The organism is Pseudoalteromonas sp. ATL1 (genome assembly GCF_058933015.1).
On record NZ_JBZYXL010000001.1, the window covers coordinates 1603479 to 1621426 of the forward strand.

Sequence of the window (17948 nt, forward strand, 5' to 3'; positions counted from 1 at the left end):
AAAATAACAATATGCGCCTAAGCAGTATCAAATTGGCCGGGTTTAAGTCGTTTGTTGAACCCACCAAAATCCCATTTCCCGATCCTATGACCTGTGTTGTTGGTCCGAACGGCTGCGGCAAATCCAATGTGATTGACGCGGTGCGTTGGGTGTTGGGTGAAAGCTCTGCGAAAAATCTGCGTGGCGATGCCATGACGGATGTTATTTTTAACGGATCAACCAATCGAAAAGCCATTTCTCAAGCCTCTGTTGAACTGGTGTTTGACAATGCCGCGGGCCGATTACCCGGGACACTAGCAGATAGGAACCAAGTGGCCATTAAGCGCTTGGTAACGCGCGACGGACAATCGCTGTATTTTTTAAATGGCAGTAAATGCCGAAAACGAGACATTACCGATATTTTCTTAGGGACGGGTCTCGGACCTCGCAGCTATGCCATTATTGAACAAGGCATGATCTCGCGTCTGATTGAGAGTAAGCCGCAAGAGCTTAGGATCTTCTTAGAGGAAGCCGCTGGCGTTTCTAAATACAAAGAACGTCGTCGAGAAACGCAAACGCGTATCAAAAGTACCCGCGAGAACCTAGAACGTCTATTGGATGTGCGCCAAGAGCTACAAGCGCAACTGGATAAACTGGCAACACAGGCGCAAGATGCCAAATCTTACCGTACTTTAAAGGCGCAAGAGCGCGCATTAAAAGGTGAGTTGGCGGTATTGAAATGGCAAGGTTTTCATCAAAAACAACTGCAAAAATCAGAGCAAATAGCGCAGCTACAAAAACAAATTGAGTTTCTTAATAGTGCGCATGGTGGCCACGATGATGTGCTGGCTAGTCTTGAAAATGAAGTGTTGCATTTTGGTGATGGCATTGCAGCACAGCAGCAGAGCATTCATCAGACTCATACTGAACTGACGCGCAGTGAACAGCAAAAAATTCATCTGGTAGACAAGCTTCGCCAGTTACAAAGTGATATTGATAAGCAGCAGCAGGCATATCGAGAAGCCAGTAACTTGCTGGTGGCGCAAAAAGAACACGTGAATGAGCATGAAGAAGCGGTACAGTTAAGCGCCGAAGAAGCACTTGTGTGTGAAGCGCAATTTCAAGAGTATGAGCAATTACATCAGTCTTTAGTTGACGCATTTCATGCGCTTGAAGCACAACAAGCGCAGCTACAGCAACAACAAGCGTTGGCGCAAAAGCGTGTACACCAAGCGCAGCAAAATGTGTCACAAGCGCAGCAAGTCGAGATCCATAATCTAGAAAAATACACTGCAATAGAAGCACAGCTAGACATACTATTAGCGCAAGACCTAACGCAAGAATTAACCGACCTTCAAGGGCAATATAGCCGCAAAGCACAAGAGATGGCTCGTTTGCAGGCCAATGCCAAAACATTCAGTGACCAAGTTGATTTGAGCACAGCGAACATCAGTGAGCAACAAAGCGACTGTATGCAAAAACAAGCTGAGTATGCCAGCTGTGCCGCAAATATCGATGCATTGTTAAAAGTACTCAAGCCACAGCAAACGGGAGACATCGATAGCTTCATCACCAAATTGCGAGTGAAGAAGGGCTTTGAAGCGCGGGTTGAAGCAGCGCTGTTAGGCATCGTTAACCTACAGGCAAGCGATGAAAAAGCCCATGATGCTGTTTGGCTTTCGTCTGCTGCGAGTAAAGCGGGCTCAGTCGCAAGCGTGATTGAATCTGGCAACTATCCAGATTTTTTAAACCAAATCCAATTAATTGAAAAAGAAGAACATTATCAACCGCAAGAATGGCTGTTTGCAATAGACAGCGATGGCTGTTTAATGGGCCGTAACTGGCATGCCAGCGCCAAAAGTCAGCAACAAAGTTCGGGAGTATTGCTGCAACATGCACAACTGAGAGAGTTAGAGCAACAGCTTCCAACACTAGAAGAGCAGCAGTCAGCGGCACAGGGTGAATTAACGCAACTAACGCAAAAACATACCGCTCTAGTAGAGTCACAAAATGAAAATAAAGAGTGTATACATCAACTTGCGCAAGAAATGGCGAGTGTAAAAACACGCATTGATATGCTGCAAGAGCAAATTATAAAATGGCAAAGTGACCAACAGGCGCTACACGAGCAGCTTGAAGCCAGTAAGATAAAACAGCAGCAAGATAGTCAAAAATATGCCCAATATCAGCAGTTGTTAAGGGAGGAAGAATCACAATTAGCCTCTTTAGAACAACAGCATGCGCATTTTAATGCGCAATTTTCTGAGGCCAAGCAAGCGCAACAGAGCGCGCTCAGAGATAAACAACAAGCGCAGCAAGCGTGGCATGACGCAAAGTTGATTCAGCAACAAGCTACGAGCACTTGGCAATTAAGCCAAACCAAAGCGCAGCATTTGGAGCAAAGTCAAAATCATGCGCAGGAACGATTGCATACGCAGCAAGAAGAACAAATGCTGTTGCAAGAGCCGTTAGCTGAAATAGACGAAAAAATTGCGTTACTGTTGGCAACTCATGAAACGCAGCAGCAATTATTAACCGACTTACAAGCTGGGCAGAGCAAAGCAAAAGAACAACTACACAACAAACAAGCTAGCTTGAAAAACGCGCAATCTGAAGTTCAACAACTTAACGAGAAACTTCAACAGCTTAAACTCGACGAACAAGGTTTAATGATCAAAGCACAGGGTGCTTTGGAACCTTTGCAAGAGTTACAGCAAAATCTGAAAGTCGTTTTAGAACAGTTGGCCGACGATGCAGAGCAAAGCAAACATCAAGCTCAGTTAAACAAAGTCAGTCAAAGCTTAGTCGAGCTTGGTGCCGTTAACCTCGCGGCCATTGAAGAGTTTGAACAAGCAAAAGCGCGTAAAGAGTATTTGGACGCCCAATTGGATGACTTAACTGCGGCGCTCGCGACCCTGGAAGGGGCAATAAAAAAAATAGATAAGGAAACTAAAACACGCTTTAGAACAACGTTCGATCAGGTCAATGAAGACTTGGCTGAGCTGTTTCCTAAGGTGTTTGGTGGCGGAAGCGCGTACCTAGAATTGACCAGTGATGACCTGTTAGAAAGTGGTGTTACCATCATGGCGCGGCCGCCAGGTAAGAAAAACTCCACAATTCACTTGTTAAGTGGTGGAGAAAAAGCGCTGACCGCATTATCATTGGTGTTTTCTATATTTAGACTCAATCCGGCACCATTTTGTATGCTCGATGAGGTCGATGCGCCGTTAGATGATGCCAATGTGGGCAGATTTTGCCGCTTGGTGGAAGAAATGTCGCAAACGGTGCAATTTATTTATATCAGTCATAACAAGATAGCAATGGAAATGGCTGGGCGATTGACGGGGGTAACGATGGCGGAACCGGGTGTTTCGCGTATGGTTGCCGTTGATATTGAACAAGCAGTGCAAATGGCACAAGCGTAATAATAAAAAAGGTGAGTGATGGCCACAGAATTAAGATGGGCGTTAATTGTGATCAGCGCATTAGTGATTGGTGGGTTGTTGATACATGGATTATGGTCGGTGCGTAAAAAGGGCAGCGACGAGCAACCAGCTGGCACGCAGCCAGACAATAAGCCAGAACCTAGTGAGGCTGCGGTCACTCGCTCTGCCTTAGATGATGAACCAGAAATTGGTGAGTTAAGTTTTGCGGCAACCGATGATGAGCCACATGTACCAGCAGAAGCATCATTAGAAACTGACAAAGACGCAACGCAAGACGATGTGGCGGATGAACCCAAAGCCGCGTCACAGCCAGAAGATTTTATTATTTTACACATCGAAATGCCGGAAGGTTTAAGCATGGCGGGCTCACGTTTATTGCCCTCTGTTTTAAGCCTAGGTTTCAAATATTCAGAAGAAGGGTTCTTCAATCGCCATGTAGAACCATCGGGTAATGGCCCTGTGTTATTCCGATTGGTAAACATGTTTAACCCGGGTACATTCGATATTGATAACATGGAACAATTTAGCACCGCTGGTGTGAGTTTATTTATGACTTTACCTTGTGAAGGTGACGATGGCTTAGCTGCGTTTAACATGTTACATGGTGCCGCGAAAAAACTGGCGGATGAATTTGGTGCAACAGTACTTGATAGCCAGCGTGAACCACTTTCCGTGAACACGGTACGTGCGTATGTTGAAAAAGTGAGAGAATATGCCTAAGCGGCGATGAGGCCAGCTTAGTATTAATTTTAAGCCATGAACTTTAAATCAAAGTTCATGGCTTTTGTGTTTTAGAGGTTTTAATGTCAGAGCAAATTAACGAGCAGATCTTAGGGTTAAGAGCGCAGCTAGAAGAGCATAACTATCAATATTATGTGTTAGATAACCCAAGCATTCCTGATGCAGAGTATGACCGTTTAATGCGTGAGCTGATAGCGCTTGAGTCACAGCATCCAGAGTTTTTGACCCCAGATTCTCCATCGCAAAAAGTGGGCGGACAAGCATTAGGCAAATTTGAGCAAGTAACGCACCAAGTGCCGATGTTGTCACTGGATAACGCGTTTGATGAAGCCGAGTTCAACGCATTTAACCGTCGTATCAAAGAGCGACTATTAGAATCTGAAGAGTTGACATTTTGTTGTGAACCCAAACTTGACGGCTTAGCGGTATCAATCTTGTATCGCGACGGCGTATTGGTACAAGCCGCGACTCGTGGTGATGGTCAGGTTGGTGAAAATATTACCGAAAATGTGAAAACCATTCGCAATATTCCGCTGCGTTTACGTGGCGATGATATTCCACAAGAACTGGAAGTGCGCGGTGAAGTGTTTATGGACAGTGCTGGATTTGCGCGTTTGAATGAAACGGCTGCGGCCAAAGGTGAAAAAACCTTTGCTAATCCAAGAAACGCGGCTGCGGGTAGCTTGCGTCAACTTGACTCTAAAATTACCGCAAAGCGTCCATTGATGTTTTATGCCTATTCGCTGGGGATTGTGCAAGGGGCAGAACTGCCACAAGAGCACTTTGCACAGCTAAAAAAGCTGACCGATTGGGGTTTCCCAATGTGCCCTGAAACTCGCTTAGTGACAGGGACACAAGATGTGCTTGCATATTATCAAGATATTTTAAATCGCCGTGCAGACCTTGCCTATGAAATTGATGGCGTGGTGATTAAGGTCAATGACAAGGATAAACAACAGCAACTTGGCTTTGTTGCCAGAGCACCGCGCTGGGCAATCGCGTTTAAGTTTCCCGCACAAGAGGAAATTACCCAGCTGCTGGATGTGGAATTTCAAGTAGGTCGAACGGGGGCAATCACGCCGGTTGCTCGCTTAGAGCCTGTATTTGTAGGCGGGGTGACGGTTTCAAATGCGACGTTGCACAATCGAGATGAAATAGAGCGTCTTGGCGTAAAAATTGGCGATACCGTGATTGTGCGCCGTGCAGGGGATGTGATCCCGCAAGTAACACAAGTGGTACTGGATAGGCGACCAGAAGATGCCCGTGAGATTGAATTTCCATCGTTATGTCCTGTGTGTGAATCGCATGTGGAACGCGTGGAAGGGGAGGCGGTTACGCGATGTACAGGTGGTTTAGTGTGTCAGGCGCAGCGTAAACAAGCTATTAAACACTTTGCCTCTCGTAAAGCGCTCGATGTAGATGGACTAGGTGACAAGATTGTAGAGCAACTCGTTGATCGTGAGCTAGTGCGTACTCCTGCCGATCTGTTTATTTTAAAACAAGGTCACTTTGAGTCACTGGAACGGATGGGACCTAAATCGGCCAAAAATCTGGTCGCAGCGCTTGAAGCTGCAAAAACAACCACATTAGCTAAGTTTTTGTATGCATTAGGTATTCGAGAAGTGGGTGAAGCAACGGCACAAAACTTGGCTAATCATTTTATGACACTGGATAATGTGATGGCTGCATCCGTCGATGCCTTACAGGAAGTGAGCGATGTCGGTGTGATCGTTGCCAAGCATTTGCATGCATTTTTTGCCGAACCGCACAATCAAGAAGTGGTGAATGCATTACTTGAAGTGGGTTTAAATTGGCCACAAATTGAGAAAAAATCAGAGCAGCAGCAACCGCTTGCTGGTTTAACTTACGTGTTGACTGGTACTTTGAGTCTGCTGAATCGCAATGATGCCAAAGCGCGGTTACAAGCACTTGGTGCGAAAGTGTCTGGCAGTGTCTCAAAAAACACCCATGCACTGGTTGCGGGTGAAAAGGCCGGTTCTAAGCTAACCAAAGCACAAGAGCTGGGGGTTGATGTACTGGATGAAGATGCGCTTATTGCTTTGCTTGCAGAGCATGAGTGATTAATTTCAGGAATTATTGAGTGAGGCGTGCTTACCTCACTCAGTGTCATTTTATATACGTGAGTAAAGTGGTAAATCTGCACATTTTTGCAGCTGTCCTTGTAGCCAACAAATATTAACGGATGCTTGCTCGCTGCTAAGCAGGTTGCGCAACGCATCAAAGTTATTTGCCGTAAGGGCTTGCTTGCTAATATGGGTGATAATACTCCCTTCACTTAATTGCAGATTCTTAGCATGAGAGTCGCTCGCGATTTGTTTCACTATGCCACCTCGGGTGTGTGGTTCAAGCACTAAACCGCTGCGGTCGAGTAGTGAGCGGGTATTAAATAACTTGTTTTTGCGAATAGCGACAAAACCTTGTTGATAATTAAAGTGTATATCAAAGTTTTTTAAGAGCGCGCTGCCTACCAAACCTATGCCTTGCTCATCCTCCAGCTTGGGTAGATTGTGTGCGGTGACTTGCGTAAAGCGTTCACCAAACAAGTCAAATTGCTTTATTCGGCCCGTTTCAATTTGTTGAACACCATCAAAGTTTTCAAAATGACTTCGAAACGTTGTGTTGGGAAAATTAAATCCTTGAGCGAGATGCTCATTTACATAAATGTAATCTGGCGCGCCGGTGTCTATAGCAAACTGATAAGTTGCGTTAGCATCGCTTTGGGTACTCAGGTTGGCTTTTAGGTATGGGATCCTGCTTTGCAAGGCGATAGGGTACTGCTGCCAATCTTTTTTACTCACTTGTATGTCGGTGGTTGGTTTCGAGAATACAATGAGTTGGTCTGCATAGTGTATTGTGATGTTGTAGTGATTAAACAAGTCGTAACCAATTGCACCATCAAAATAGGCGCTATCAAAATCGCTGAATAATGGGTTTTGTGATAACGGCACATGAACGACAGTGAGATCAGATAAAGTGATATTGCCTAGTTCTACACGCGTGTTATTAACGATATTAACCTGCTTGCCATTCAGCTCGAGTTGGCCTTCAATTTTCAAAGGGGTAGCTTGCGTTCTAGAGGTTTCAAATATAACCGTTGCGGATGCAGCCGAATCAAGGGCAAATCGCAGCGGATCACTGTTATTGAGGCTCAGTTCAATGATGATGTGCCCATCATGCCAAACGAATGGGAGCGAAAACTCGTCACTCACGCCTTGCCATTGCTGCGAAGCTAGCACATTACCACTTTGTAAGTTGAGTAAACCTTTTGCTTGGCAAGCACTGAGCAGCACAATGAGTACCATTAAAGGGACAAGTTTAATGATATTGAGTCTTATAGTTTCCTGCATAGCTGTCTCCGAGGCTTTTTAGGTTATAGTAGCAATAGATGATCAGAATTTATTGAACGATATTGCGCAAAAATGTGCATGACCAAGTCGCCGTGTTGGCGAATATAAAAGTGTGTTAGTTAGAGGTCTGAGTATTGATGAGTGGGTCAAGTTGGGTAAAACGTACGAGTGATGGTACTGGTCGTATCGAAGAACATTTATATGATTTTGCCTACGCGCCCCATAAGCATGCAGCTTATGCCTTTGCAATGACCTTACGAGGTGTTCAAAGCTTTCATTATAGGGGAATCCAGAGGTATGCATTGCCTGGGCAAGTGTTAATATTACACCCTGATGAAATGCACGATGGGACAACACTGCCTGAGGCACACTTTACTTATCGTGGAATGCTCATCGATCCAGTTCAAGTGCAGGAGATTTTACAAGGTCGCAGTTTGCCTTTTTTCGAAGAGGGCGTGACATCCGATCCGCTGTTGCTTGCAACTGCACAAGCCATGTTCGCTGAGCTTGACCAACCACTTGAAACGCTAGCCTATCAAGAGCTTATTTTTAGCTTTGCAACACAGTTACAATGTTTGGTGGGCAAGCCGATACCACACACGCGTGAAAACTACGCAGCCATTGCCCGAGTGAGGGAATATTTAGACGATTTGTCAGCGAGCAGCTTGGTTGAGCAAACACAGGTATCGCTAGATCAACTGGCACACATTGCGAGCTACAGTAAATGGCAAGTGACGCGTGATTTCAGGTCGTTGTATGGAACGACACCCTACCACTATTTCTTGTTAAAGAAACTCCTAAAAGCCCGCACTCTCATTGAGCAAGGTCACGCGGGGTCACATATTGCTTTAGAATGCGGCTTTGCCGATCAAAGTCATTTAAATCGACAATTTAAAAAATGTTTTGGGACAACACCAAAAAAGTGGTACAAAAAGATGGTGTAATTTTGTACACCGAAATTAACTGGGTGACATTAGGAGTGACTATATGGACAACAAAAATAATAGAGGACTGGGGATAGCCATTGGGGTAGGGCTAGGCGTCGTGTTTGGCGAAGTGCTTTTTGGTAATGTCGGTGTCGGTATCGCACTGGGCGCTGCACTTGGTATTGCTTTTTCTTCACAGGGTAAGAGTTGTAAAAAAGAGTAACAGCTCAAACGATCGTTAACGCTGCACCCAATGCTGCGTAGTGTTGGCAAAATCCTTTACATAGCGTGATTCTAGATCTGGATTAAATGATTAGCTTGCTCAATATGCGCTTGTTGATGAGATATCATTAACACGGTTTTACTTTTCAGCAAGTTATTAAGTGCCTGCTCAATATTAGCTTTATTCTCTTGATCTAAGGCGCTGGTAAACTCATCTAAAATAACAAACTCTGGATTTTTTAGTAACGCTCGAGCGATTGCCAGCCGCTGTTTTTGTCCACCAGATAGCAAACTACCTCTGTCACCAATTTGTGTGTTATATCCTTGTGGTAATTGCATTATAAAGTCATGGGCATGTGCTTGTTTGCAGGCATTTATAATGCGTTCCATTTGCGCGTCATCAGGCGCTGAGAGTGCTTCAGGAAGTAAGTTATCAATGATAGATAAAGACATGAAGAGCGGCTCTTGCTCAACATAAGCGATATTTTGTCTAAAACTGGCCATATTACTTGCATTTAACACTTGGTTGCCAATGCATATTTGACCGCTTGTTGGTGTGTAGAAGCCGAGCAAGAGTTTTGCGATTGTGGATTTTCCGCTGCCTGATGGGCCTGCAATAACGTTTTTTTCGCCCTTTTTTATTTTAAAAGAGAGCGCGTTAAGCACATTCTTATCTTGGCTTGTAGGATAAGCAAAGGATACATTTTCAAAAAGAATGTCATCCATTTGTGTGGATGTTGTGGGTTGTTGAGTTGCCTCTTGATCCTCAGAACGGTCAAGTGCAAATAAGTATTTTGTCGCCCCCATCGACTGCTTCCAATTGGCCCAAAAGCCCGACAAGGTATTTAAGCTTGTAAATGCCATGCCCAAATAAAGTACAAAAGAGGTCAGTTCTCCCACGCTTAACGTACCTTGTTGGATCAAGTGGCTACCCAATACAAGCATGATGATTAAACAGCTATAAATGAGCAAATTGAAAAAACCTTGAAATCCAGCTATCGCAGTAATTGTTTTATTCGCATATTGGCTATATTGCTGACATGCTTTGATATAGCGCTGCTGGCTAGAGGTATACCAATTGTATAATTTGATAAGGGTATGGCAGTTTAGGTTGTCAAACGCGACTTTATTTGTGCTTGCCAATGTTGTTTGCTCTTGTTCAGCAAGTTGCTCAATCCTTCTCGTGAGTAACTTAGTTGCGATAAAAAAAGCAGGGATCAATAGCAATAACGACAATGCAAGTACATACGAAATACTCATCATCATGACGATACAGCCACAAGCGACTACCGAGGAGCGCAGAAATAAGGCTGCATCGGTAGTCAGTACATCTTTTAGCATTTGCGTGTCAGCATTTATACGACTCGTTAACTCTGCGGCATTAATTTCGTCATAATAGCTGGCAGGTTTATTTAGCAAACCATGATGTATGGTGCATCGCAAACGCGTAATGACCTTAATGCCTAAACTTTCAAATAAGTAAAAACGTACAGCGCTCAATAGCGCAAATACCACAACAAATATAAATACGTAGAGATGAAAAGTTGAAAGTAGCTCGCTGGGAGCTTGTCCATCAATGTAATAATTGGCTATTTGAGGAAGCGCAAGCTGGGCAATCGCAGTGACGAGCATACTTAGCAACGCGAGTGCCAAATGACCCTTGAAGGGAATGAGAAGAGATAAGCGTTGTTTGTTTTCAAAGCTGATCATGCGGCTTCCTCGAAAACTTGTGATGTAAAGTACTGCCAATTTTGATCACCAATCATCCCTTGGCCCTCCACTTGGTTCTCGTCGTTAATAAATAGATAAGCAGGGGATGTTTCTTTTGGATTCAGTTGTAAGTATTCACTATGGCACAATAACCAAACTTGATTGTGTAACTGGGTTGCTTGGAAAAATGCCTCAATATTTTGCATCCTGTCGTGTAGCAGAATGTAAAGCGAAATACCATGTTGTAATGCGGCCTTGCTCAACTTATCGAGCATGTTTAGTTTACTTTTACATTTTGGGCAGTTAGTGGCTAAAAAAATGTATACCTTTTCTTCTTTTTTATTTAATAGCTGATCAGTTTTTGAAATAAGGTTGTGCGCCATTAAATCTGGAATAGATTCGATAGGAAGCATACCTAGCTCCATTTCTTGACGAGATTTGACCATTTTTTTAATTGTTAAAATGTTTAATGAAATGCTGATTGCAACCAGGCAGGATAAAATTAGCGTTATAGTTATTATATTTTCTTCAATCATTTTATTGTGCTTTTATAAAGTAAGTAATTTGTTTTGAGTTAATGATTATTAAAAATGTTGAGTAGGAGAGTAATGTGATAATAACCAGAGATAAATCAAATTGGTTACTTTTTGGGTAAAGATAAAGCACGCAGCTACATATAAATAGTAAGATATTTCTCACCAGTTCATGCCAGCCAAGGAGACTCTCTTCACCAAAACACCCACATCGAATTTCTTTTTTAGCGACCAAAGCATAGAGAGGCAATGCACAAAATAAAGCAGTAATGAACAGTGTTGCTAGTTGTAGCCAAACTTGCTCAGGCATCATGAGTAAGCTGATGCCCAATGCAAGTTCACTCGTTATAATAAGGGCTGCAGCGGGTCGAGAAAGCTGCGCTGGTAACTTAAAGGAAAGCTCCAATGTTGAGTAGAAAGTACTCAACTCAAATAACTTTCTCAGCGGAGCATAAACGAAGGTTAGAACGAGTATCATCAAACAAAATGTACTAAGAAGCGCCATAGGGTTTCAACTCCTGTTTTGCCCACTGTGGATTAAGGCCCGACATCTCTTTCCAGCGTGTGCTTGTCCGTTGTTCGGTCAAAACAATGGCATCGCACCAACTTTCATCAAGGGAAGCTCTATTTCCAGCACCTATATGATCATGACATATTTGCCCAATTTCTAATGCAGCTTGGTTGAGATTGTTTTGCTGTGTGAAAGGTAGCCCTAAGGTACTGAGTTGTTGACCTGTGAGCGCATATTCATGGCTATACTGACCAAACATTAAATGTTGGATAATTGCAGCCTCGTTTCCTTCATAAGGATGAGATGATAAACGTAAGTGTTCATGTGCGATTGCCTCTACTTCGCGTACCGTTCTATAAAATGAAGTTAAGGTGGGAGGGAAAATATGCTCACATAACATGCCTAACATATTACTCTGGTCCGATGCGTCACAGTTAAACCAATCTTGGGCCATTGTACTGAATAGCTTTACATCAGCACTTGACAAAGAACTTGACTCACCATCAGTACCACCATGCAAGTAAGGATCGAAAGCAGAGAAAACGCTTATTGGCGTGTAATATATTTTATCGGCCGATAGCGCCAAAAGAGTACCTGAAGATTGGCAGTAGTAAGGGCAGAGCAAAATTAAGTGTTGGCAAAAATCTCTCAGTAATAATGCGATTCTACGTGCGGCATCCACGTCTCCACCACGTGTGAAAAGTGTGACTAATAACTTATCAACTCGTCCTATTTCTGTTAAGTGCTGATAGAGCTCTGGCAGCAGTTCCATATCAAGGTGCGAAGCTGCTATGGTGATTGTCGCATCCGCTTCGCAATGATGATTTATGCGCGAGAAATACTGTGCTTTGAGCTTATTTAACTTGTCATGCAGATATTCTTTTTGATGGTTGTCTATGATGTCTCTCATTGGCACGCCCTATGAAGTTCGTTTGCTAAAGCGTTGAGTAGGCCAAGTTCAGGCACTTTTTCCTCAACAAACATAAACTGACCGTTTGGGTTGTTTTCCAAGAATACGTATTCTCCACTGGGGGTAACGATAAAATCCAAGGCGGAATAATTTAAGTTATAACTTGCTACAAATGTTTGACATGCTTGCTCAATGTGTTTAGGTAAAGTGTACGCTGACATAGGCATATCAACATTTAGGTTTCTGCAGTCAATTTGTGTTTCTGGGTGTATTTGAGATTCAAGTTTCGCGGCAAAAACCCGTCCATTTATAACAGTAACCCTGAGTTCGTATGCTTTCTCAACATAAGCCTGAAACATATTTGGAGTTAAGGTTAACGCATTACTATCTTCAAGCATGCCTTCATCGATTAACGTGGTTGCGATACCTTGTTCATTGCCGTTTGAGTGACTGATCACATCACTCGACATTGCCTTGTACACGACCTTTTTGTGAGCGAGATAAAATGCCCTTATCTCATTTGGATCTTGACTGATGATAGTATCAGGAATGGCCAAACCAAGTTTTGCAGCTCTTTGTAACTGCTCACCTTTCCACATTGATGCACGTAAATCTCTAGGGTGGCTTATCCAAAAGCAGGGCAAGCCGTATAAAGCGCCAAATAAGGCATGCTCGGTTTCTTTATCGGAAAATGCTTGAAACCCAGCATCCATTTCGGCATCAATGTAGGAGAAAGGAGCTGGTTTTCGCAGCCAAACAGCGCCAATATCACTGAAGTTGAGTTTTTGATTTGTTTCAATGTTTCTTAATTGAGTTTTATCACAACCATTAATAAACACTTGGCTAAAGTCATAGCCTTTGGGGAAATGATCGAAATAAAGTGTGAAGTAAGGGGTTTTCTTCTTTTGAAGAACCGAGATTATTTTATTAACGTGGTAATCTTCACTGTGACTAATGATAAGTATTTCTTTCATTTAGCCTTCCTTGAGTGCTGTTTCAACAAATTCAATGACGAGTCACGCATGCAGTAAATTTACATAGCATGCCAATTTGGTTTCTGTAGGGTAAATTCTAGACCTGGCTCGAACAATTTTTAAACTTATTATTAATCGATTTTAACTAGAATACGCGTTCTAAAAGTGTTGCTTATATATGTCATTATTTTTATGTCTTTTATCAAGATATATGGGTGGAAATTAGGTTTTTAGTGATTTGTTTAAAAGTTTCAAGGGTATCTAAACTATTTTTTAATATAAGCGGCACTTTGGCCGCTTATTACTTTTAATTATTGATTAGCACCAAATGCCATCATCACGACCCCAGCGAGTACTGCTACGAGCCCATGGGCCAGAACAGCCAGCTGTTGCAGCTTTGTCGTTTGCTTGCCATTTTTTATTATTTTTTACAGTATTTTTATCTGCTGACGCAAATGCGAAAGGTTTTACATTTTTCATAATCATATCCTGTTGAATTATCTATTTTGACCGGGTGGTCATAATTCACACTATAGTCATTTTTTATTATGGTCAAGCGTGTTTTTTATAATGTTTTATTTTTATTTTTGGTTTCTTTATTTCTAATTATAATATGCAGTGATGGATTATTTATACAATGATTTGTGTTGTTTTTTTCAATAAATATATTGTATTTGTAAAGTGTCTTTAACAAAATTTACATACACAATAATAGAGTCGGATTCAAATCATTGATCCGAAGAAGGAAGGAGCGTACATTAGGGCACTACATGAAGTGCGCATTCTCGGTGACTAAGTTGAGTCATCAATGGAGAGATTTATGCAGCGGTTTGGTCCTGAATATTGGGATAAATACGGTGTTTATAAAACCCCAATAGGGTTTAACTTAACGATATTGGTTTTGCTGAGAGCCTATTTGTTGTGGATATTTTCAGCAGTAACCAGACGTCCTGATTTAGACTTGCTATCGATGTTTTTCCCCTCAAAAAGCCATTTTTTCGTTGCTTTGGGCATCGGAGCTGTTGCGTTAGTGCCAACGATTATATTTTCACTACGTAGGCCGACGAGTTCACCCAAGCTTGCAAAGTATTGGCGCTTTATGCGTTGGCCTTTGTTATTGACGGCAATAGCCGATCTGGCTTGGTTGAGTTTACAAGCGGCACATAGCCACTATCAATTTTCGAGTTACATTGCGATACAGATGGTGATGCTGCTTTGGGTCATATTATATTTGATAAAAAGTAAGTATCTAGGCCACTTTTTTAACGATTGGCCAGAGCCAGAAAGTGATAGTAAACCTTGATACTGAATTTGAATGAAAAGGAACCCGTATGCTTACTTGGCAGAATATTTTAGATTTTGCGAACAAGGGAAACCCTGAAGCTCCCTTTAAAGTTGAAAAATCGGCAGAGCAGTGGAGAGCATTGCTCAGTGATGAGATTTACTACATAACCCGTGGTAAAGGCACTGAGAGGCCTTTCAGTAGCGCTAGTTGCAGTGTTTTTGAGCCGGGAGAATATCGATGCGTCTGTTGTGAGCAAGTGCTTTTTGATGGCGACGAAAAGTTTGAAAGTGGCTCTGGATGGCCATCTTTTACACAACCAGCTCAGCCAAATGCAATTGCCTATGTTTCAGATAGCAGCCATGGAATGGAGCGTGTCGAAATTGTCTGTAATGTTTGTGATGCACATTTGGGCCATGTGTTTCCAGATGGTCCGCCTCCAAGTGGACTTCGCTACTGTGTAAATGCATTATCAATGGTGAAGGCTTAGTTAACCTCAGCTGAGGTCAGTTAATGGAAAGACCCAGCTCTTGCATATGTGCGAGGATTTTTGCGAATCGGGTATGTTGCTCCGCATCGAGTGGTAGGTTACTAAGCGTGTCATAGCATTTTCTAGCTAGCGCTGAATTAAACGTTTGACCACTTTTCCCTGCATGATCGAGCATGCACTGTAACAAGTTTAGTGCGATGCTCGGGTTTTTTGGCATGATCCTGAACGCCTGAGTAAATGCCTCAACTGCGACGTCAAGTTGGCCTCTTTTATATTGGTTCACCGCGTGGTTGTTAAGCTCTTTAGGGCCCATTGTAATATCACGACGCTCGCTTTGTTGTTGCTCGATATATCTCACCGTCATGGGATCACTTACCTTATCATGACGTTTACAGTGGTCAATTATCTGACCAAAGAGGTTCTGGGCTTTGCTATGAAAGCCGAGTTCGTGGAAGGCTTTTGCTTTATCGAGTGATGCATCAATAGAACGTATTGTTGGTTCATCATCAAGCTGCTCTATGAGCTTTTTGGCTTTTTTACTTTCATCTTTTAAATAGTGTATACGCGCGTTTAATACGTCTATTTGTGCTTGGTTATCGGCATCTGGAAATTGCTTTTTTAAATCGCCAAGATATTTTTGAGACTGTTTGGTGATTTTATGAATTTGGTCGCTCTGATCGGTGGCGAGTGCAAAATCGATCCCAGCGCGCACGGCATTGAGGTATACATCGGGCCCATCATGTATTGAGTTCTTTGCGTACTGAGCAATTTCTTTCATTGCATTGTAGCTAACTTCATAATCATGGTTCAAAGACGCGATGCGACCAAGTGACTTCTGTCTATCTAAATTGCGAGGTGCAATGTCCGATGCTTCTTTCAAGGCTTTTTGAGCGTGTTCAAGGCGATTCAGCTTTATCTCAAGTTTACTTAACAAATCGAGGGCAATGAGGCGCGTTTCAGGAAGTTCTAGCATCTCAGCTAGCATCTTTTGTGCTAGCGTATCCTCATTATTCATGACCAGCGCTTCTACGAGCCCAATTTTGGCCCAGGTAAACTTTTGCAGTTCTAATGCGGAGCGATAGAAATGTTTGGCATCGACTGCTTTTGCTAAACGCAAAAGTATTTCGCCTTTTAATTTGAGTAAAATAGGGCTGTAGGCATGATCTTGTTTATCAAGGTCTTCATCTATCAACTTGAGTGCTTTTGAGTCATTGCCATCATCTATGAGTGCGTAAATATTTTTTAAGGCGCGTTTTCTTTTGAGCACTCGTTCAATGCGAGTCTTTAGCTCTTTGATTGAAAAGGGTTTAACTAACAACTCATCAGGATTAAGTTCAATAATGCTGTGAACGATTGAAGGGCTGGTTTCTGCTGAAACAAAAATAAATGCGGTACTTTTTTTAATGAGTTTTTTGTGCTTTAGCTCTTCATATAGCTGGTAGCCATCTTGTCCATTTGTTAGGTCAAACGAACAGATAATTAGTTCAAAGTTATTGAGTTTGCATAGTTCCTTCGCGACCGAGCTATTTTCGGCAAACTGCATATCTCGAAAACTGAGCTGTTCCAAAGAGCGCTTCATATAACTCATTGCGAGAGCTTGCTCTTCAATAATCAGGATCTTTGCATTTGCGAAGGGTTGTATTGCCACGTATTAGAGTATCTTTTGACTACAAACTTGTTTTCAAGTCTAGACGGTAATTGCTGTTTTTAAAATGTTTTCTGAGCGTACATCGGTTTGTGTGACGAGAGTTTAGTAAAATATAAAACTAATTCTTTTGTATTAAGTGTAGATGCAACTAACTGATAAAATTGTGTATAAATCTGCAGCGATATTTTGCTTATTGCATTTTTATTTGTAAGACAAATTAGTTTGAATGTAATTAATGAAAAAATTAGGACGGAAGAAGTATGAATTTATATGTGGTGGGTGATACTGGACTTGAACCAGTGACCCTCGCCTTGTAAGGGCGATGCTCTCCCAACTGAGCTAATCACCCACATATAAAGAGGTTACTTTATGATTACATGGTGGATAATACCGGACTTGACCAGTTAGCTTCGCCTTTATCTAAAGAGGGCGGCGATGCTCTCCACTAAGTAATATTTGATTACATGGTGGGTCGTACTGGACTTTGCCAGTTAGCTTCGCCTTTGTCTAAAGAGTGCGGCGATGCTCTCCACTAAAGTAATATTTGATTACATGGTGGGTCGTACTGGACTTTGCCAGTTAGCTTCGCCTTTGTCTAAAGAGGGCGGCGATGCTCTCCACTAAGTAATATTTGATTACATGGTGGGTCGTACTGGACTTTGCCTGTTAGCTTCGCCTTTGTCTAAAGAGGGCGGCGATGCTCTCCACTAAAGTAATATTTGATTACATGGTGGGTCGTACTGGACTTGAACCAGTGACCCTCGCCTTGTAAGGGCGATGCTCTCCCAACTGAGCTAACGACCCCAAGTAATCTATCTTTGCGTCACCAAATTAATGGTGGGTCGTACTGGACTTGAACCAGTGACCCTCGCCTTGTAAGGGCGATGCTCTCCCAACTGAGCTAACGACCCGCAAAGAATTATCTAAATGGTGGGTCGTACTGGACTTGAACCAGTGACCCTCGCCTTGTAAGGGCGATGCTCTCCCAACTGAGCTAACGACCCATTTAGATATAGACCATCAAAAAATGATGGTGGGTGATACTGGAAGTAACCAGTTATCTTCGCCTTTCGTTATGAAGGACGGCGATGCTTTCCCAACTGCATCACTTAAAAGTGGTGGGTGATACTGGACTTGAACCAGTGACCCTCGCCTTGTAAGGGCGATGCTCTCCCAACTGAGCTAATCACCCTAAACATTGTTCTACA

Annotated in this window: 15 protein-coding genes and 5 tRNA genes; 7 read left to right on the top strand and 13 right to left on the bottom strand. The window is 42.7% G+C overall.

The annotated features are described in order from the left end of the window. The first annotated feature begins 11 nt into the window (after positions 1–11). The 3 genes from AC5FX4_RS07195 (at position 12) to ligA (ending at position 6247) form a co-directional block, all read left to right on the top strand. Complete coding sequence (locus tag AC5FX4_RS07195; protein WP_493605774.1) at positions 12–3404, top strand: AAA family ATPase; 3393 nt, start codon at positions 12–14, stop codon at positions 3402–3404. 18 nt (positions 3405–3422) lie between these two features. Continuing rightward, positions 3423–4145, top strand: coding sequence for a cell division protein ZipA (gene zipA, locus AC5FX4_RS07200; protein WP_493605775.1), 723 nt, complete (start codon positions 3423–3425; stop codon positions 4143–4145). Between the two features lie 83 nt (positions 4146–4228). After that, complete coding sequence (gene ligA / locus AC5FX4_RS07205) at positions 4229–6247, top strand: NAD-dependent DNA ligase LigA (protein WP_493605776.1); 2019 nt, start codon at positions 4229–4231, stop codon at positions 6245–6247. A 51-nt stretch (positions 6248–6298) separates the two neighbouring features. Here ligA and AC5FX4_RS07210 read toward each other — a convergent pair whose 3' ends face one another. After that, positions 6299–7534, bottom strand: coding sequence for a hypothetical protein (locus AC5FX4_RS07210; protein ID WP_493605777.1), 1236 nt, complete (start codon positions 7532–7534; stop codon positions 6299–6301). 137 nt (positions 7535–7671) lie between these two features. Between AC5FX4_RS07210 and AC5FX4_RS07215 the strand changes: the two genes are divergently transcribed. Together AC5FX4_RS07215 and AC5FX4_RS07220 are read left to right on the top strand one after the other, a co-directional pair. Beyond that, entirely contained in the window at positions 7672–8478 is an 807-nt protein-coding gene (locus AC5FX4_RS07215) for a helix-turn-helix domain-containing protein (protein WP_493605778.1), read from the top strand. Between the two features lie 43 nt (positions 8479–8521). Next, positions 8522–8683 carry a glycine zipper domain-containing protein gene (locus AC5FX4_RS07220; protein ID WP_493605779.1) on the top strand — a complete coding sequence of 54 codons (162 nt, stop codon included), beginning with the start codon at positions 8522–8524 and terminating at the stop codon, positions 8681–8683. Positions 8684–8754: 71 nt separating this feature from the next. Here the strand turns inward: AC5FX4_RS07220 and AC5FX4_RS07225 are convergent, their stop codons facing one another. The 6 genes from AC5FX4_RS07225 to AC5FX4_RS07250 all read right to left on the bottom strand — a co-directional run bounded on the left by AC5FX4_RS07225 (position 8755) and on the right by AC5FX4_RS07250 (position 13800). Then, complete coding sequence (locus AC5FX4_RS07225; protein WP_493605780.1) at positions 8755–10392, bottom strand: ABC transporter ATP-binding protein; 1638 nt, start codon at positions 10390–10392, stop codon at positions 8755–8757. Next, positions 10389–10838, bottom strand: a complete 450-nt coding sequence (locus AC5FX4_RS07230) for a hypothetical protein (RefSeq protein WP_493605781.1) — start codon at positions 10836–10838, stop codon at positions 10389–10391. The genes AC5FX4_RS07225 and AC5FX4_RS07230 overlap by 4 nt, the downstream gene beginning before the upstream one ends. Positions 10839–10929: 91 nt before the next feature. After that, on the bottom strand, positions 10930–11430 hold the full coding sequence (locus tag AC5FX4_RS07235; protein WP_493605782.1) for a MauE/DoxX family redox-associated membrane protein: 501 nt from the start codon (positions 11428–11430) through the stop codon (positions 10930–10932). Beyond that, positions 11417–12346, bottom strand: a complete 930-nt coding sequence (locus AC5FX4_RS07240; protein ID WP_493605783.1) for a hypothetical protein — start codon at positions 12344–12346, stop codon at positions 11417–11419. Before AC5FX4_RS07240 ends, AC5FX4_RS07235 begins: the two co-directional genes overlap by 14 nt. Continuing rightward, positions 12343–13320 carry an MvdC/MvdD family ATP grasp protein gene (locus AC5FX4_RS07245; RefSeq protein ID WP_493605784.1) on the bottom strand — a complete coding sequence of 326 codons (978 nt, stop codon included), beginning with the start codon at positions 13318–13320 and terminating at the stop codon, positions 12343–12345. Before AC5FX4_RS07245 ends, AC5FX4_RS07240 begins: the two co-directional genes overlap by 4 nt. A 318-nt stretch (positions 13321–13638) precedes the next feature. Beyond that, positions 13639–13800, bottom strand: a complete 162-nt coding sequence (locus AC5FX4_RS07250) for a hypothetical protein (protein ID WP_493605785.1) — start codon at positions 13798–13800, stop codon at positions 13639–13641. 340 nt (positions 13801–14140) lie between these two features. Here AC5FX4_RS07250 and AC5FX4_RS07255 point away from each other — a divergent pair, with 340 nt between their 5' ends. Then, positions 14141–14623 carry a DUF2919 domain-containing protein gene (locus tag AC5FX4_RS07255; protein ID WP_493605786.1) on the top strand — a complete coding sequence of 161 codons (483 nt, stop codon included), beginning with the start codon at positions 14141–14143 and terminating at the stop codon, positions 14621–14623. A 28-nt stretch (positions 14624–14651) separates the two neighbouring features. Further along, complete coding sequence (gene msrB / locus AC5FX4_RS07260; RefSeq protein ID WP_493605787.1) at positions 14652–15092, top strand: peptide-methionine (R)-S-oxide reductase MsrB; 441 nt, start codon at positions 14652–14654, stop codon at positions 15090–15092. A gap of 16 nt (positions 15093–15108) precedes the next feature. On the opposite strand, the gene AC5FX4_RS07265 is transcribed toward msrB, so the two are convergent. The 6 genes from AC5FX4_RS07265 to AC5FX4_RS07290 all read right to left on the bottom strand — a co-directional run bounded on the left by AC5FX4_RS07265 (position 15109) and on the right by AC5FX4_RS07290 (position 17932). After that, entirely contained in the window at positions 15109–16740 is a 1632-nt protein-coding gene (locus AC5FX4_RS07265; protein ID WP_493605788.1) for a response regulator, read from the bottom strand. A gap of 273 nt (positions 16741–17013) precedes the next feature. Further along, positions 17014–17089: transfer RNA gene (locus tag AC5FX4_RS07270), tRNA-Val, on the bottom strand. 379 nt (positions 17090–17468) lie between these two features. Next, a tRNA-Val gene (locus AC5FX4_RS07275) sits at positions 17469–17544 on the bottom strand. A gap of 31 nt (positions 17545–17575) precedes the next feature. Continuing rightward, positions 17576–17651, bottom strand: a tRNA-Val gene (locus AC5FX4_RS07280). Between the two features lie 17 nt (positions 17652–17668). Next, positions 17669–17744: transfer RNA gene (locus AC5FX4_RS07285), tRNA-Val, on the bottom strand. 112 nt (positions 17745–17856) lie between these two features. Further along, a tRNA-Val gene (locus tag AC5FX4_RS07290) sits at positions 17857–17932 on the bottom strand. Positions 17933–17948 lie beyond the last annotated feature (16 nt).

Coding starts and splice junctions, on each gene's coding strand:
- AC5FX4_RS07255 (WP_493605786.1), top strand. CDS start 14,141: ATGCAGCGGTTTGGTCCTGAATATTGGGATAAATACGGTGTTTATAAA.
- zipA (WP_493605775.1), top strand. CDS start 3,423: ATGGCCACAGAATTAAGATGGGCGTTAATTGTGATCAGCGCATTAGTG.
- AC5FX4_RS07235 (WP_493605782.1), bottom strand. CDS start 11,430: ATGGCGCTTCTTAGTACATTTTGTTTGATGATACTCGTTCTAACCTTC.
- msrB (WP_493605787.1), top strand. CDS start 14,652: ATGCTTACTTGGCAGAATATTTTAGATTTTGCGAACAAGGGAAACCCT.
- ligA (WP_493605776.1), top strand. CDS start 4,229: ATGTCAGAGCAAATTAACGAGCAGATCTTAGGGTTAAGAGCGCAGCTA.
- AC5FX4_RS07220 (WP_493605779.1), top strand. CDS start 8,522: ATGGACAACAAAAATAATAGAGGACTGGGGATAGCCATTGGGGTAGGG.
- AC5FX4_RS07250 (WP_493605785.1), bottom strand. CDS start 13,800: ATGAAAAATGTAAAACCTTTCGCATTTGCGTCAGCAGATAAAAATACT.
- AC5FX4_RS07245 (WP_493605784.1), bottom strand. CDS start 13,320: ATGAAAGAAATACTTATCATTAGTCACAGTGAAGATTACCACGTTAAT.
- AC5FX4_RS07240 (WP_493605783.1), bottom strand. CDS start 12,346: ATGAGAGACATCATAGACAACCATCAAAAAGAATATCTGCATGACAAG.
- AC5FX4_RS07225 (WP_493605780.1), bottom strand. CDS start 10,392: ATGATCAGCTTTGAAAACAAACAACGCTTATCTCTTCTCATTCCCTTC.
- AC5FX4_RS07230 (WP_493605781.1), bottom strand. CDS start 10,838: ATGGTCAAATCTCGTCAAGAAATGGAGCTAGGTATGCTTCCTATCGAA.
- AC5FX4_RS07210 (WP_493605777.1), bottom strand. CDS start 7,534: ATGCAGGAAACTATAAGACTCAATATCATTAAACTTGTCCCTTTAATG.
- AC5FX4_RS07215 (WP_493605778.1), top strand. CDS start 7,672: ATGAGTGGGTCAAGTTGGGTAAAACGTACGAGTGATGGTACTGGTCGT.
- AC5FX4_RS07195 (WP_493605774.1), top strand. CDS start 12: ATGCGCCTAAGCAGTATCAAATTGGCCGGGTTTAAGTCGTTTGTTGAA.